The 15,202-nt window shown below is 52.6% G+C and carries 16 protein-coding genes; 5 read left to right on the top strand and 11 right to left on the bottom strand.

The window, feature by feature from the left end:
* The first annotated feature begins 804 nt into the window (after positions 1 to 804).
* Positions 805 to 3,144, top strand: a complete 2,340-nt coding sequence (gene arcB, locus AAH446_RS14260; protein ID WP_342907347.1) for an aerobic respiration two-component sensor histidine kinase ArcB — start codon at positions 805 to 807, stop codon at positions 3,142 to 3,144.
* Between the two features lie 871 nt (positions 3,145 to 4,015).
* The gene (gene mtgA, locus AAH446_RS14255; protein ID WP_342907346.1) at positions 4,016 to 4,732 is read left to right on the top strand and encodes a monofunctional biosynthetic peptidoglycan transglycosylase; all 717 of its coding nucleotides are present in this window, start codon (positions 4,016 to 4,018) and stop codon (positions 4,730 to 4,732) included.
* A gap of 45 nt (positions 4,733 to 4,777) precedes the next feature.
* On the opposite strand, the gene npr is transcribed toward mtgA, so the two are convergent.
* From npr to AAH446_RS14200, 11 genes are all read right to left on the bottom strand, one after another.
* Positions 4,778 to 5,050, bottom strand: coding sequence for a PTS phosphocarrier protein NPr (gene npr / locus AAH446_RS14250; RefSeq protein WP_342907345.1), 273 nt, complete (start codon positions 5,048 to 5,050; stop codon positions 4,778 to 4,780).
* On the bottom strand, positions 5,047 to 5,901 hold the full coding sequence (gene rapZ, locus AAH446_RS14245) for an RNase adapter RapZ (RefSeq protein WP_342907344.1): 855 nt from the start codon (positions 5,899 to 5,901) through the stop codon (positions 5,047 to 5,049). Before rapZ ends, npr begins: the two co-directional genes overlap by 4 nt.
* Positions 5,902 to 6,009: 108 nt before the next feature.
* Positions 6,010 to 6,495, bottom strand: a complete 486-nt coding sequence (gene ptsN / locus AAH446_RS14240; RefSeq protein ID WP_342907343.1) for a PTS IIA-like nitrogen regulatory protein PtsN — start codon at positions 6,493 to 6,495, stop codon at positions 6,010 to 6,012.
* A gap of 151 nt (positions 6,496 to 6,646) precedes the next feature.
* On the bottom strand, positions 6,647 to 6,934 hold the full coding sequence (gene hpf / locus AAH446_RS14235) for a ribosome hibernation promoting factor (protein WP_342907342.1): 288 nt from the start codon (positions 6,932 to 6,934) through the stop codon (positions 6,647 to 6,649).
* 22 nt (positions 6,935 to 6,956) lie between these two features.
* Positions 6,957 to 8,387: an RNA polymerase factor sigma-54 gene (gene rpoN, locus AAH446_RS14230; protein ID WP_342907341.1), complete on the bottom strand. Its 1,431-nt coding sequence runs from the start codon at positions 8,385 to 8,387 to the stop codon at positions 6,957 to 6,959.
* 48 nt (positions 8,388 to 8,435) lie between these two features.
* Positions 8,436 to 9,161, bottom strand: coding sequence for an LPS export ABC transporter ATP-binding protein (gene lptB / locus AAH446_RS14225; protein ID WP_342907340.1), 726 nt, complete (start codon positions 9,159 to 9,161; stop codon positions 8,436 to 8,438).
* A complete protein-coding gene (gene lptA, locus AAH446_RS14220; protein ID WP_342907339.1) occupies positions 9,161 to 9,709 on the bottom strand; it encodes a lipopolysaccharide ABC transporter substrate-binding protein LptA in 549 nt (182 codons plus the stop codon). The genes lptB and lptA overlap by 1 nt, the downstream gene beginning before the upstream one ends.
* The gene (gene lptC / locus AAH446_RS14215) at positions 9,681 to 10,256 is read right to left on the bottom strand and encodes an LPS export ABC transporter periplasmic protein LptC (RefSeq protein ID WP_342907338.1); all 576 of its coding nucleotides are present in this window, start codon (positions 10,254 to 10,256) and stop codon (positions 9,681 to 9,683) included. Before lptC ends, lptA begins: the two co-directional genes overlap by 29 nt.
* Positions 10,253 to 10,819: a 3-deoxy-manno-octulosonate-8-phosphatase KdsC gene (gene kdsC, locus AAH446_RS14210; protein ID WP_342907337.1), complete on the bottom strand. Its 567-nt coding sequence runs from the start codon at positions 10,817 to 10,819 to the stop codon at positions 10,253 to 10,255. Before kdsC ends, lptC begins: the two co-directional genes overlap by 4 nt.
* A gap of 16 nt (positions 10,820 to 10,835) precedes the next feature.
* The gene (gene kdsD, locus AAH446_RS14205) at positions 10,836 to 11,822 is read right to left on the bottom strand and encodes an arabinose-5-phosphate isomerase KdsD (protein WP_342907336.1); all 987 of its coding nucleotides are present in this window, start codon (positions 11,820 to 11,822) and stop codon (positions 10,836 to 10,838) included.
* Between the two features lie 14 nt (positions 11,823 to 11,836).
* Positions 11,837 to 12,817: a calcium/sodium antiporter gene (locus AAH446_RS14200; protein WP_342907335.1), complete on the bottom strand. Its 981-nt coding sequence runs from the start codon at positions 12,815 to 12,817 to the stop codon at positions 11,837 to 11,839.
* A gap of 225 nt (positions 12,818 to 13,042) precedes the next feature.
* On the opposite strand from AAH446_RS14200, the gene mlaF reads away from it, so the two are divergent.
* From mlaF to mlaD, 3 genes are read left to right on the top strand one after another with little or no spacing between them, the layout of a single operon-like run.
* Positions 13,043 to 13,855 (top strand): phospholipid ABC transporter ATP-binding protein MlaF, encoded by an 813-nt coding sequence (gene mlaF / locus AAH446_RS14195; RefSeq protein ID WP_342907334.1) that lies wholly within the window; start codon positions 13,043 to 13,045, stop codon positions 13,853 to 13,855.
* A gap of 6 nt (positions 13,856 to 13,861) precedes the next feature.
* A complete protein-coding gene (gene mlaE / locus AAH446_RS14190; RefSeq protein WP_342907333.1) occupies positions 13,862 to 14,644 on the top strand; it encodes a lipid asymmetry maintenance ABC transporter permease subunit MlaE in 783 nt (260 codons plus the stop codon).
* Positions 14,645 to 14,648: 4 nt separating this feature from the next.
* Complete coding sequence (gene mlaD / locus AAH446_RS14185) at positions 14,649 to 15,191, top strand: outer membrane lipid asymmetry maintenance protein MlaD (RefSeq protein ID WP_342907332.1); 543 nt, start codon at positions 14,649 to 14,651, stop codon at positions 15,189 to 15,191.
* The last annotated feature ends 11 nt before the right edge of the window (positions 15,192 to 15,202 follow it).

Genomic DNA, 15,202 nt, shown 5'->3' with positions numbered 1-15,202 from the left:
CTCTATCTCTATCCGTTAGCGTCGGTGTCACAAGCGTTGAGGACTTGCTTCAGAGGGAATCTCAATAACTGCATAAGTATGACGGTCAGACGACCCGTCGAGAAAGCTTCCAGCGGATTTCCAACTTATCGGGAAAGCGTACTCAGGTCAACCAGGCCTCGTGTCGCCGCTTTTGACCTGTTTTTACAGCTTAAACTTTTGATAATAAATGATTTTAATGCGTTTTTTATGTCGATCGATTGGCGGCACTGGGGCGGGGAAGTGTGAGCTGTCTCACTATAGTGCAGGCGGCAAATCTCTGCACCATGCTGGTGCCGGGGATATTGGCAGCAGGATGTGCTGGTTAAACGCCCTTGACCACTGAAATACACTGTTTTTAAAGTTGCTTTATTTTTGCCTTAAACAGCGTTTCTTTATTAGAATCTTTAATCAACCTCGCCGTGATTAAAGGAACGTTTAATGTGAATTTTTATTCATGATTTGGCGTGGTGGAATTTGATTTAATGCTGTCATCACCCTGAAATATATCGTTGCAATAGCGTAATGGGAGTAGTTCTCAGTGCGTAGCTTATGCAGTGGATTGTTGCAACTTTTCCTCTGGAGTCTGGCATGAATAATGTGATGAATGCCATGGTTTGCGACCTTACCGCTTCCTGGTTTTCGCCAGTGAAATGACAGCGCCTGAGCCACAACGACGCTAATCCTTATCACGCACCACCCTGGTGCAGGAAGGCTGCTTCAGGAAGTATTCGCCTTTTCCGCTTTTACGTTATGATGCGGCAACTGGTCTGGAAGGAATCCCTAATGAAACAAATTCGGTTGTTAGCTCAGTACTATGTTGATCTTATGGTGAAGCTGGGGCTGGTCCGCTTCTCGCTGCTGCTGGCTTCAGCGCTGGTTGTACTGGCGATGATCGTGCAGATGGCTGTCACCATGGTGCTGCGCGGGCACGTGGAAAGCATTGATATTGTTCGTTCGGTGTTCTTTGGGCTGCTGATCACGCCGTGGGCCGTCTATTTTCTGTCGGTCGTGGTGGAACAGCTGGAGGAATCCAGGCAGCGGCTTTCCAGACTGGTGGATAAACTTGAAGAGATGCGCCACCGCGACTTAGAACTTAACCAGCAAATGAAAGACAATATTACCCAGCTAAATCAGGAGATTGCGGATCGTATCAAGGCGGAAGAAGCGCGCCTGCAAATCGTAGAAAAACTGAAAGAAGAGATGGCCCGGCGTGAAGAGGCGCAGATTGAACTGGAGCAGCAGTCATCCTTCCTGCGCTCGTTTCTGGACGCCTCTCCCGATTTAGTGTTCTACCGCAACATTGATGAGCAGTTCTCCGGCTGTAACCGCGCAATGGAACTGCTTACTGGCAAAAGTGAAAAACAGCTTATCGGCCTTACGCCCCGCGATGTCTATGATGAAGATGCGTCGACCAAGGTTCTGGAGACGGATGAAAAAGTGTTTCGTCACAACGTCTCACTAACCTATGAACAGTGGCTGCAATATCCGGACGGGCGCAAGGCCTGCTTTGAGATCCGCAAGGTGCCTTATTATGACCGTGTCGGAAAACGCAGCGGACTGATGGGCTTCGGACGCGATATTACGGAGCGTAAGCGCTACCAGGACGCGTTAGAAAGCGCCAGCAGGGAAAAGACCACCTTTATCTCAACGATCAGCCACGAGCTTCGTACGCCGCTTAATGGCATCGTCGGCCTGAGCCGCATTCTTCTCGATACTGAGCTTAACCAGGAGCAGCTTAAATACCTGAAAACCATTCACGTCTCAGCGATTACGCTCGGCAATATCTTCAACGACGTTATTGAGATGGATAAAATCGAGCGGCGTAAGGTTCAGCTGGATAATCAGCCGATCGACTTCACCAGCTTTCTGGCCGATCTTGAAAATCTCTCTGGCCTGCTGGTGCAGCCGAAAGGGCTACAGTTTGTCCTTGAGCCTGAACTGCCTCTTCCTCATCAGATTATTACCGACGGTACGCGTCTGCGTCAGATTCTGTGGAATCTGATCGGTAATGCGGTGAAGTTTACCCAGCAGGGCCGCATCGTGGTACGGGTGGCCTGTCAGGGGGAGGATTCCCTGCGTTTTGAGGTTGAAGATTCCGGGATGGGGATCCCTGAGGATGAGCAGGATAAAATTTTCGCGATGTATTATCAGGTTAAGGATCAGCGAGGTGGCAAGCCCGCGACGGGCACCGGGATCGGCCTTGCCGTTTCTCGCCGGCTGGCGCAAAGCATGGGAGGCGACATCACGGTGCGCAGTTCGCCAGGAGCAGGCTCCTGCTTTACGCTGACGGTGAATGCTCCCCGCATCGTTGAGCAAATCGAAGATGAGCAGCCCGCCGACGATATGCCGTTACCTGCGCTGCACGTGCTGCTGGTTGAAGATATTGAACTGAACGTCGTGGTGGCGCGTTCTGTACTTGAGAAGTTAGGGAACAGCGTCGAGGTTGCCATGACGGGCGAGGCCGCTCTGGCGCTGTTTGATCCTGACGAATTTGATTTGGTGCTGCTGGATATCCAGTTGCCCGATATGACCGGTCTTGACGTGGCCCGTGAAATTCATCGCCGCTACGCTGGCCATCATCTTCCACCGCTGGTGGCGCTGACGGCCAATGTTCTGAAGGATAAGAAAGAGTATCTGGAGGCGGGCATGGACGATGTGTTGAGCAAGCCGCTGGCCGTGCCTGCGCTGACCGCAATAATCAAAAAATATTGGGATTATCAGCACGACGAGACGGAAACCCCACAGGAACCCCCGCTGGATACGAAAAAACTGGCATTGCTGGATGTCGCCATGCTGGAGCAGTACATAGAACTGGTCGGCCCACAGCTAATTGAGCAGAGCCTGGCGATGTTTGAGCAGATGATGCCGGGCTATCTGGAGGTGCTGGATTCAAACATGATGGCGCGCGACCAGAAAGGGATTGCGGAAGAGGGGCACAAAATTAAAGGCGCAGCGGGATCCGTCGGGCTGGTGCATTTGCAGCAGATCGCTAAACAGATACAGAGTCCGGAGCTGCCGGCATGGTGGGACAACGTTCAGGAATGGATTGACGAACTGAAACAGGAGTGGCGGCACGATGTGGATGTGTTACGCAAATGGGTTTCTGACGCTGGAAAAAAATGACCCCGACCGAAGCCGGGGTGCGCGAATACTGCGCCAACACCAGGGAAAAGGGTAACCTGCGCTATTCTGAGAAGAAGAGTTTAAAAGCACAGGCGCGGTATTGGTGAAACGCTCAGGAACTACCTTAGCAAATCCTGCATCACATGTGACTAAATTCATTAAAATGTGTGATGTAGAGCAGCGTTCCCAGACAGAAAACATTAATTTGATGACACAGTCAAGTCTGGCGTGAATTTTAGCGCTGTATTGGTTGTTCTTCGTACGTTTGTGGCGTTTTTTGACGAATTTGGATTAACATCTCGCGATGCACCCCGCTTTTGAGCGCTAGCAACGATGCTAAGAAAACCCCTCGTCACATCAATCGGATTTAACTGGCTGTAACGCCTGTTTTTTTATGAGATTGACGTCTCCGTCTTTCTGCTGAGTTTCACCGCAATAGCATCACCGTTAATGGAAGTTTTTACCTATTAATCAAAATAATCTCGCCGGTTATTATGGTTATATCGTTATAAATAAAAAAAGCTTCAGCATGACGGAATACCCAATAGAGACAATTTTGAAACGAGGGTTATCAGCAGTTATGTAAATATTTTCCGCCGGTACTGATAAGATATGTGAATCATTTTGTTTTAAAGCTGTTCGCCATTTTTTCTGACAGTTTAAGGAAACGTTAAGTTTCGCTTTTTAATGGAACCGATTCCTGATGCGCGGAAGTGATTGAAGCGGGAGGCGCATTTAGGTAATCCCCTGGAAATTTCATGGGTGTTATGGACATTCATCTTTTATCTGATGCTTGAAGCCTTTCTTTTAAAAAGGCAGGATTGATCACAGTTTTTACGGGAAATGATAAGACAGAAATGGAAAAAACGTTATGAGACGCCCTAAGAAAACGCGGCTAAAGCGCATCAGGTTCTGGCTGCTTTGCTGCCTTTCGGGCCTGGTGGGGGCGGGGATCGCTGGCATTGTGCTGTTCTCCTTTCTGCCGGTCCCCTTTTCCGCCGTAATGGCTGAACGTCAGCTGAGTGCCTGGTTTAGCGGTAATTTTAGCTATGTTGCCCATTCAGACTGGGTAAAGCGTGACGCGATAGCAGACTGGATGCCGCTGGCGGTCATCGCCTCTGAAGACCAGAAGTTTCCTACTCATTGGGGCTTCGACGTGCAGGCGATTCAGTCGGTGCTGGATAATGACGGCGGGCGGATGCGGGGAGCCTCGACGATCACTCAGCAAACGGCGAAGAATCTCTTTTTATGGGACGGACGTAGCTGGATACGTAAAGGGATTGAGGCGGGTTTGACGCTTGGCATTGAAACTGTCTGGACGAAGCGTCGTATTCTGACCGTTTATCTGAACGTGGCGGAGTTGGGGCCCGGGATCTTTGGCGTGGAGGAAGCGTCACAACGCTTTTTCCATAAGCCTGCCAGCCGGCTGACAATGTCGGAAGCGGCGCTGCTGGCCGCCGTCTTACCCAACCCGATTCGTTTTCGCGCCGATGCGCCCTCAGCCTATGTCCGGCAGCGGCAGCAATGGATCCTGCGCCAGATGAGACAGCTTGGCGGGGAAAGTTTTATTCAGAAGTACAAGCTGTAACAGCCTGTCGTGCCCCGGGCGTCGCCGCGCCCGGCGTTTCCGCAATCACTCCTCATCAAAACCGGCATCAAAAAGCTCAATCACCGCCCGTAGCGCGTTCTCTTCCTCCGGACCGTTCGCCTCGATTTCGATATGCCCCCCTTTTGCTGAATCCAGCATCAGCAGAGCGATCACGCTGCTTGCCTCTGCTTCAGTGCCGCTTTCGTTGCGCAAAAGGACTTCGGCATCAAAGCTCTGAACCAGCTCAAAAAGCTTCATCGCGGGCCGGGCGTGCATGCCCAGCTTATTTTTGATCTCTACAGTTTGCCTGACGGTCATGTTTTACGTTTTTCCAGCGTTCGGTGGCGAGACTGAACATTTTTACCGCGCGACCGGAAATAGTCAGCAAGCTGTTCCGCAATATAAACTGAGCGATGTTTACCGCCGGTACAGCCGATGGCAACGGTTAGATAGCTACGGTTGTTCGTTTCCAGCATCGGCAGCCAGAGTTCAAGATAGCTTCGCGTCTGGTAGATAAAGTTATGCACTTCGGTATGACGATCGAGGAAGGCGGCAACGGGCCGGTCCAGCCCTGTCATCGGACGCAGTTTCGGATCCCAGTGTGGGTTAGGCAAAAAACGGACATCAAAAACGTAGTCCGCATCGATGGGAATACCGTGCTTAAAGCCAAAGGATTCGAAAACCATCGTCAGCTCGCGTTCGCGTTTGCCTAGCAGGCGCGTACGCAACATCTCGGCCAGCTCGTGCACTGACATCTCCGACGTATCTACAATCAGATCGGCTCGCGAGCGCAGCGGCTCCAGCAGATCGCTCTCTTCGTCAATGGCGCTTTCCAGCGAAAGGTTCTTGCTGGAAAGCGGATGCAGACGGCGCGTGTCGCTGTAGCGACGGATCAGCGTGTTACGATCGGCATCAAGGAAGAGAAGCTGTGGCGAGAAGCTGTCCGGCAGGCTGGTCAGGGCCTTTTCAAAAATCTCAGGCGACTCGGGCATATTACGAACATCAATGCTGACCGCAGCAGACATATTGCGGTCGGCCAGTGAGTTCGCCAGTTCAGGCAGTAAAGCCACGGGCAGGTTATCCACACAGTAAAAGCCCATATCCTCCAGCGCGCGGAGCGCGACGGACTTGCCGGAACCTGAACGCCCGCTGACGATCATCAGCACCATGACTTATTCTCCTGAGTTACCAGTAAGCCGGGGAACCCCTGCGTCAGCACAAGGGTATCCGGCACACGCTTATTCATTTAATCAGCCGGCGTCTGCCGACGTGAAAGGTTAGTGACTCTCCTCCTGGCCCTCAGCCATGATCTCAAAGAGCTCCTCGTCGCTCTGCGCTGCCCGCAGACGACGACAGACGGTTTTATCGGCAAGGCGTCGGGCCACCAGCGAAAGCGTATGCAGATGCGTTTTACACTGGTCTGCGGGCACCAGCAGAGCGAACAACAGGTCGACCGGCTGATTATCGATGGCGTCAAAGGCGATAGGCTGATCGAGGCGTATAAAAACGCCAACCGCGCGCAGCGTATCTTCAACCAGCTTGCCATGAGGGATGGCAATGCCGTTACCGATGCCGGTACTTCCCATCCGTTCACGCGTCAGAATCGCTTCAAAAATCGTCTGGTGCGGAAGGTTAAGCTGCTTGGCTGCCAGCTCGCTGATGATTTCCAGCGCCCGCTTTTTACTCTGGCAGTGTACCCCGTTTCGGGTGCAGGAAACGCTTAGTACAGAGCCCAGTTCCAGTTTTAAGTCATTGTTCATCATAGGTTCACTTACGTGTTCACTTCCGCCTGGCCAGATGGCCTTCTTATTGATCAACGGCCCGTACCCTGTCAGCAGAGTACGGGCCGAAAATCTTCCGTCACCTTCCAGGGAGATGAGGGTGACGAAAAAAGAATCAATGTCTGAGTGAAATTTAGTGTTGTTTCAGTTTGTCTTTATGTTTGTTGAGCTGGCGAGTCAGCTTGTCGATCAGGCCGTCAATCGCCGCGTACATATCTTTATCTTCCGAGGTAGCATGCAGCTCTCCGCCATTTACATGCAGTGTGGCATCCGCGATTTGCGTGACCTTTTCCACTTTGAGAACAATGTAAACCTGATTTATCCGGTCAAAATAGTGCTCAAGCTTGGCAAATTTTGTCGTCACAAAATCCCGTAAAGGTTCAGTGATTTCAACATGCTGGCCAGTGATATTGAGTTGCATACGCTCTTCCTTATCTGTTCGTTCAGACCAGCTGTTTTCGCTGGTTTGAGGGCGGGATGGATAAAGACTCTCGGTACTTCGCGACGGTACGGCGTGCCACCATGATTCCCTGACTGGAAAGCAGGGCGGTCAGCTTGCTGTCGCTCAGAGGCTTGGCGGGATTCTCCGCCGAGATTAATTTTTTCACCAGCGCGCGTATCGCCGTGGAGGAGGCTTCGCCACCCCCCTCGGTGCTGACGTGGCTGGAGAAAAAATACTTCAGTTCAAATATCCCTCGCGGACTGTGCAGATACTTCTGCGTGGTCACGCGGGAAATGGTGGACTCATGCATTTCGACGGCGGTAGCGATATCCGCCAGCACCATCGGGCGCATAAATTCTTCGCCCTGTTCAAAGAACGCCTGCTGCTGCTCGACAATGCAGCGCGTTACCTTGAGCAGCGTATCATTCCGGCTCTCAAGACTTTTGATCAGCCATTTCGCTTCCTGCAAATTGCTGCGAATAAACTGGCTGTCGCTGTCGTTACGCGTACTGCCGCCCATGGCTGCATAGTGCTGATTGATTTTCAGCCGCGGCACGCTGTCTGAATTCAGCTCTACCGTCCAGCGATCGCGGACCTTGCGCACCAGTACGTCCGGGATAACGTATTCCGGCTCGCTGGTATTAATCGACTGGCCGGGACGGGGATCAAGGGTCTGAATCAGCTGCATGGCATTTTTTAACACGTCTTCTTTCAGACGGGTTACGCGCATCAGGCTGCGGAAGTCATGGTTCGCCAGCAGGTCAAGGTGTTCGCTAACGATAAGCGTAGCCTCTTTCAGGAAAGGGATCTCCGTAAACTGAGAAAGCTGGACCAGCAAACAGTCACGCAAATCGCGGGCACAGACGCCAACCGGATCGAACCGCTGTACGCGCTTCAGCACCGCCTCAACCTCTTCCAGCGCGATCTCCTCATTGCCGAGGCTTTCCTGAATCTCCTGCAAGCCTGCGGTCAGGTAGCCGGTTTCATCCACGGCATTCACTATAGAAGTGGCGATGGCACGATCGGTATCGCTAAACGGCGTCAGCTCCACCTGCCACATCAGATAATCCTGGAGCGACTGGGTGGTCTCGCCCTGATAAATGGGCAGCTCATCGTCGTGATAATCGGTTCCGGTTCCGGACGGAGTACCTGCGGTGTAGATTTCGTCCCAGGTCGCATCCAGCGGAAGTTCTTCCGGCATATCCTTTTGCTCAAGCGCTTCACGGGTATCGAGCGCTTCTTTTTCCTGATACTCGCGGGCGTCCACTTCCTCATGAATGTCGGTCTGTTCAAGCAGCGGATTACTTTCCAGCGCCAGCTGAATTTCCTGCTGGAGTTCAAGCGTAGAGAGTTGCAGCAGGCGGATGGCCTGTTGCAGCTGTGGCGTCATGGCAAGCTGTTGGCTAAGCCTGAGTTGCAAACCTTGCTTCATATTCAGGATACTAATTCCTCAAAATTCCCGGCTGGTCTGGACACCTTATCAGAGTCTGAACTCTTCTCCCAAGTAGACTCGCTTAACTTGTTCATCCGCCAGGATTTCTTCCGGCGAGCCGTGGGCAATCAGATGCCCCTGGCTGACGATATAAGCCCGTTCACAGACCGCCAGGGTTTCCCGCACGTTGTGGTCGGTGATCAGCACGCCAAGCCCGCTGTCACGCAGATGCTCAATGATCTTTTTGATATCGATAACGGAGATAGGATCCACCCCTGCAAAGGGTTCATCCAGCAGGATAAATTTAGGATTTGCCGCCAGCGCCCGCGCAATCTCTACCCTGCGCCGTTCACCGCCCGACAGGGCCTGGCCCATGCTGTTACGCAGATGCTCAATGTGAAATTCGTTCATTAACTCATTGGCGCGATCTTCACGCTGCTCTGCCGTTAAGTCGTCGCGAATCTGCAGCACCGCCATCAGGTTATCAAACACGCTGAGCCGGCGGAAAATAGACGCTTCCTGCGGCAGGTAGCCGATGCCCCGGCGCGCGCGCGCGTGAAGCGGCAGGATGCTGATATCTTCATCATCAATAATAATGCGGCCCGCATCACGGGGAACGATGCCGACGACCATATAAAACGTCGTGGTTTTTCCCGCGCCGTTAGGGCCAAGCAGACCCACGATTTCGCCGGATTTCACCTTCAGGCTAACATCTTCGACTACGCGCCGGCCCTTGTAGGCCTTCGCCAGGTTTTCCGCAATTAAAGTCGCCATTAGTTACTCTTTTTCTGTCCGTTTGACTGGGTGCCTTTGTCCTGTAGCTGCGAAGGCACCAGTACGGTGGTCACGCGCTTGCCGGAATCGCTGTAGGCCTGCATCTTCTGCTCTTTCACCAGATAGGTGATGCGGTCGCCCTTGACGTTGCTGTCCAGCTGTTCCAGATAGGCATTGGTGGTCAGCTCAACAAAATCTTTAGCCAGCTCATAATGCATTTTCTGCGCATGCCCTTTTACCGGTTTGCCATTATCCTGCATCTGATAAAAGGTAGCCGGGTTGCCATAGGCATCAATGATCGTCTTGTTACTGTCGCCATTAGGGCGGGTAACCACGACTTTATCCGCCGTGATCTTAATCGTCCCCTGGGTAACAATAACGTTGCCGGTAAAGGTGGCTACGTTACCCAGCATGTCCAGCGCCTGATTTTCCGAGTTCACATTAACCGGCTTGTCAGAGTCGCCCGTCAGGGCGAACGCAGGCAGGCTGGCCGCTAACAGCAGGCCGAGGGTCAGAAACTTAAGGTTGTTTTTCATTTTGAATTTCATAGGAGGTTTTGACCTTTTCAATCAACTCGGCAGTTTTCTTCCGTAAATTCCCACGCAGTTTCATCCCGGTAGAGTTGAAGCTACGGCCATAAAGCGTGACCTGATCTTCTGACGTCACATCCTGCGTCACCAGGTTTACAACAGCGTTATCGGTTTTGATCCGATCAATCTGAGCGTCTTGCGTCAGGCTATTGACCTCAACATGACCATACAGGTAGAGCATGCGATCTTTGGTTAGCTTGGCCTTATCCGCCCTGACGGACCAGGTAGGGATTTTGTTTTCGTCATAGGTCGTCATTACCGGATTATCGAACCAGCTAACCGCTTCTTCCGAGAAGTGGGTGACTTTATCTGATACCAGCTTATAGCTCAGTGCACCTTGTGGATTATAAACCACCGTATTAGATGTCTGACTGGTATAGGTCGGCTCAAGTTCATTGGCGGTGACCGGTGAGGCGTCATCGTCGGGGCCGGCCAGATTCCAGCCGATTAATACCAAGGCCACGAGGGCCAGCAATAGCGTAATCCAACGCCGCGTTCTACTCATACCGACTGCCCTTTGGCCTCATCGAACTTACCCTGTGCCATCAGGATAAGGTCGCAAATTTCTCTTACGGCACCGCGGCCACCCGCGATACGGGTCACATAATCCGCTCGGGGAAGCAGGACGGGATGCCCGTCTGCCACGCTGACGCTCAGTCCCACCTCGGCCATCACCGGCCAGTCGATCAGATCGTCACCAATGTAAGCGACCTGCTCCGGGCGTAACGACAGTTTATCCAGAAGTTCACGGAAGGCCAAAAGCTTATCTGACTGTCCCTGGTAAAGATGCGTAATGCCAAGCGTGGCGCAGCGATCTTCCAGCAGCTTTGCTTTGCGGCCGGTTATAATAGCGACTTCCACATCAGAGGTCAGCAGGCAGCGAATGCCATAGCCATCACGAACGTTAAATCCCTTCAGCTCTTCACCACTATTTCCCTGATAGATCACGCCATCTGACATGACGCCATCAACATCACAAATTAACAGCCTGATCTGGCTGGCGCTTGTCATGACTTTCTGGCTAACCGTGCCGTAACAGGTTTCAATCCCTTCCGCTGCACTACTCATTACTTTTGTTCCTTTTTTAAACCACACCTGCGCGTAGCATGTCATGCATGTGCACCACGCCCAGCAACTGATCGCCATCTGCGACCATAACGGCAGTAATATTTCGGCTTTGCATCAGGTTCAGCGCATCGACCGCCAGAATATTGGGGCGAACTCTGATACCGCCGGACGTCATCACGCTGGCGATACTGGCGTGCTGAATGTCGATACCCATATCAAATACTCTGCGCAAATCACCGTCGGTGAAAATACCTTCAATTTTCATTAAATCGTTGCAGATGACCGTCATTCCCATATTTTTACGCGTGATTTCCAGCAGTGCATCGCGCAGGGAAGCGTCACGACTGACGTGGGGGATCTCGTCACCGGTGTGCATAATATCACTGACGGTCAACAACAGCTTGCGGCCCAGCGCGCCACCAGGATGGGAGAGGGCAAAATCTTCCGTGGTAAAGCCACGCGCTTTCAGCAGGGCGACGGCCAGCGCATCACCCATCACCAGAGTGGCAGTAGTACTTGACGTGGGTGCCAGCCCTAAGGGACAGGCTTCCTGAGGCACTTTAACACAGAGATGAATATCGGCTGCACGACCCATTGCGCTCTCTGGCTTGCTGGTAATGCAGATCAGCGAAACGTGCAGACGTTTCAGAACCGGTATCAGCGCCAGAATTTCTGACGACTCGCCAGAGTTTGAAATAGCGATAACAATATCGCCCGCGCCGACCATACCCAAATCACCGTGGCTTGCCTCCGCCGGATGAACAAAAAACGCGGGTGTACCGGTGCTGGCGAAGGTAGCCGCCATTTTTTTACCAATGTGGCCTGACTTGCCCATTCCCATAACCACTATTTTACCCAGACAGTGAGAGATAAGCTCACAGGCCTGGGTAAAGTCATCGTTAATATACTGATCGAGCTGTTCAAGACCCTGACGTTCAATATTCAACACTTCTTTGCCGGCCCGTATGAAATCAAAGCCTGGCTCAATGTTAGTCATTGCCATTTTTTCTCATCCTTTTACCAGAAGGTGGCCTCAGGCATCCAGTACAAGACTGCTACCCAGGCAATGAATCCGCAAAGCAGCAGCGCACCCGCAGGGCGGCCTATATTACGGCTGCGTTGTAAACATAAAAGCGCAAACAGGGCGCTGACGCCGAGCATGAGCCAGTAATCGCGTGCAAAGGCATGGAAATCCACCCTTCCCGGATGGATAAGAGCGGGCACGCCCAGCACGATGGCAATATTGTAGATGTTGGAGCCAATCAGGTTGCCGATTGCAATATCATCTTCGCCTTTCAGCGCGCCCGCGATAATGGTGGCCAGTTCGGGAAGGCTGGTGCCTACCGAGATAATCGTCAGGCCGATGACCAGTTCGCTAATGCCAAAATAGTCAGCAATGACGGTGGCGTTATCGATGATCATCCGGGTCGACATCGGCAGCATGACCAGGGCGACAGCCAGCCAGAGAAAGGCAACGGTGTTACCGGTGTCGTCGCTGGGTAATTCCGCCAGCTGTTCCCGCGTCAGAGAATCATTATTCTCCCGTTCGGCGCGACGGGCGATTTTAATGATAAAAAGCAAATAGCCCGCCGCAAACGCGATCAGCGCGAGGCCATCGTTGCGGCTCAGCGTGTCGTCAAACAGCACAATGCCGCAGAGCAGCGTCACCAGCAGCATTAACGGCAGTTCTCGTCTGAGCAGATTGGAGGTAACGTTAAGAGGATGGAGCAGGGCCGCGCCCCCTAAAATCAGCAGAATATTTGTCATGTTCGAGCCGATAACCGTACCGACAGCAATATCCATCTGCCCATGGGTCGCCGCCGAGAACGAGACAATCAGCTCGGGAAGCGACGTTCCTATGCCGACCACGGTCATACCGATGATTAACGGGGGGATACCTGAGGCGCGACAGAGAATGGCGGCGCTGTAAATCAGGCGATCGGCACCATATACCAGCAGGACCAAACCGATAATCAAGAGTGCTGTAGCTACGAGCATGAAATGTCCTTTGAACGGGTATAATCGTCGGCTTGCCTTGCGCGACGTTTAAAGCAAGGGCGAAAGGGATAATGGGCGTGATTTTGACGGTCTGAAAGCAAAAAGTAAAACTTATGCCAACTTTAGCCACGTCTCGGGAACAAGTTTCTGTAAAAGTGTTCTGTCGGGTGCTTATAGGCTACCATCGCAGAGAAATTATCTGCCTGTATATGTGAAGGGGTAACTATGGGTAAGACGGAAACGAATCTGGTTGATGTCCGCAACGTCAGTTTTGCCCGCGGCGATCGGCCGGTTTTCGATAACATTTCGCTTACGGTGCCAAAAGGGAAAGTCACCGCCATTATGGGTCCCTCCGGTATTGGAAAAACAACGCTGCTGCGTCTAATCGGGGGACAGTTACGACCCGACAGCGGAGAAATCTGGTTCAACGGTGAGAATATCCCGAGCCTCTCCCGCTCGCGTCTGTATGAAGCGCGTAAAAAGATGAGCATGCTGTTTCAGTCGGGCGCGCTTTTCACCGATCTGAACGTGTTTGACAATGTGGCCTGGCCGCTGCGGGAACATACTCAGCTTCCCCCACAATTACTGCACAGCACCGTGATGATGAAGCTTGAAGCCGTGGGCCTGCGCGGCGCGGCGATGCTGAAGCCTTCCGAGCTTTCTGGCGGGATGGCCAGACGTGCGGCGCTGGCCCGTGCTATTGCGCTTGAGCCGGAGCTGATTATGTTTGATGAGCCCTTTGTTGGTCAGGATCCGATTACAATGGGGGTGCTGGTTAAGCTTATTGATGAGCTGAACCACTCACTTGGCATGACCTGTATTGTGGTTTCGCATGATGTGCCTGAGGTCCTGAGCATCGCTGACTATGCCTATATTATTGCCGGTGAGAAAGTTATCGCACAGGGAACGGCAAGCGCACTGCATGACAATAAGGATGCCCGCGTGCGTCAGTTTATTGATGGTATCGCCGACGGTCCGGTACCCTTTCGCTTTCCCGCAGGGGATTATCTGCAAGACTTAGCTGGCTCAGGGAGTTAACCACTGATGTTTCTACATGTACTGGCGTCAGCAGGGCGTCAGGTTATTAATACCTGCGCCTCTTTTGGCCGGGCGGGGCTAATGCTCTTCCATGCGCTGGTCGGTATTCCCCGCTTCCGTAAGCATGCGCCGCTGGTGGTGAAGCAGCTTTACAGTATTGGCGTGCTGTCGCTGCTAATCATTGTTGTGTCGGGATTATTTATCGGCATGGTACTGGGGCTCCAGGGCTATCTTGTCCTGAATACCTACGGCGCGGAAAGTAGCCTGGGCATGCTGGTGGCGCTTTCGCTTCTGCGGGAACTGGGGCCGGTGGTGACCGCGCTGCTTTTCGCCGGCAGGGCGGGGTCGGCACTGACGGCAGAAATAGGGTTGATGAAGGCAACCGAGCAGCTCTCCAGCATGGAGATGATGGCAGTGGATCCGCTGCGCCGGATTATCTCACCGCGGTTCTGGGCCGGTTTTATCAGTATGCCGCTGCTGGCCCTGATTTTCGTCGCGGTAGGCATTCTGGGCGGTGCGATTGTCGGCGTCAGCTGGAAGGGGATCGACAGCGGTTTCTTCTGGTCGGCGATGCAAAACGCCGTCGACGTGCGTACAGATATTCTTAACTGCGTCATCAAAAGCGCCGTGTTTGCCTTCACGGTAACCTGGATAGCGCTGTTTAACGGCTACGACGCGATCCCGACATCGGAAGGGATCAGTCGCGCTACAACGCGTACAGTAGTACATGCTTCTCTGGCAGTACTCGGTTTGGATTTTGTGCTCACCGCACTGATGTTTGGGAACTGATGCAATGCAAACGAAAAAAAGCGAAATTTGGGTTGGGGCGTTTTTACTGCTGGCGCTGTGTGCCGCCCTGTTCCTCTGCCTGCGCGTGGCGGATTTAAAATCGTTAGGCAATGCGCCTACCTGGAAGCTCTATGCCACTTTCGATAATATTGGCGGACTGAAAACCGGATCGCCGGTCAAAATTGGGGGCGTGGTGATTGGTCGGGTTTCAGATATTACCCTCAATGAAAAAAACTATTTACCCCTCGTCACCATGGATATTGAGGACAGATATACCAAACTCCCTGACACCAGTTCACTGGCGGTCAGGACCTCCGGCCTGCTGGGTGAGCAATATCTGGCGCTGAATGTGGGATTCGACGATCCTGAAATGGGGACGGCTATGCTCAAGGATGGCAGTACATTACAGGACACTAAATCGGCGATGGTACTTGAGGATCTGATTGGTCAGTTCTTATATAAGAGCGACAACGATAACAAGAGCGCTTCGCCAGCGGAACCGGCAGCTAACGGGCAATCCACGCCGGCTACAATGACTACTCCATAAGAGGACAAGTA

It is taken from the genome of Erwinia psychrophila, from assembly GCF_039023475.1.
Lineage (GTDB): Bacteria > Pseudomonadota > Gammaproteobacteria > Enterobacterales > Enterobacteriaceae > Erwinia.
Note: the sequence above shows the minus strand (reverse complement) of the source record. Positions and strands in the feature narration are given on the sequence as shown.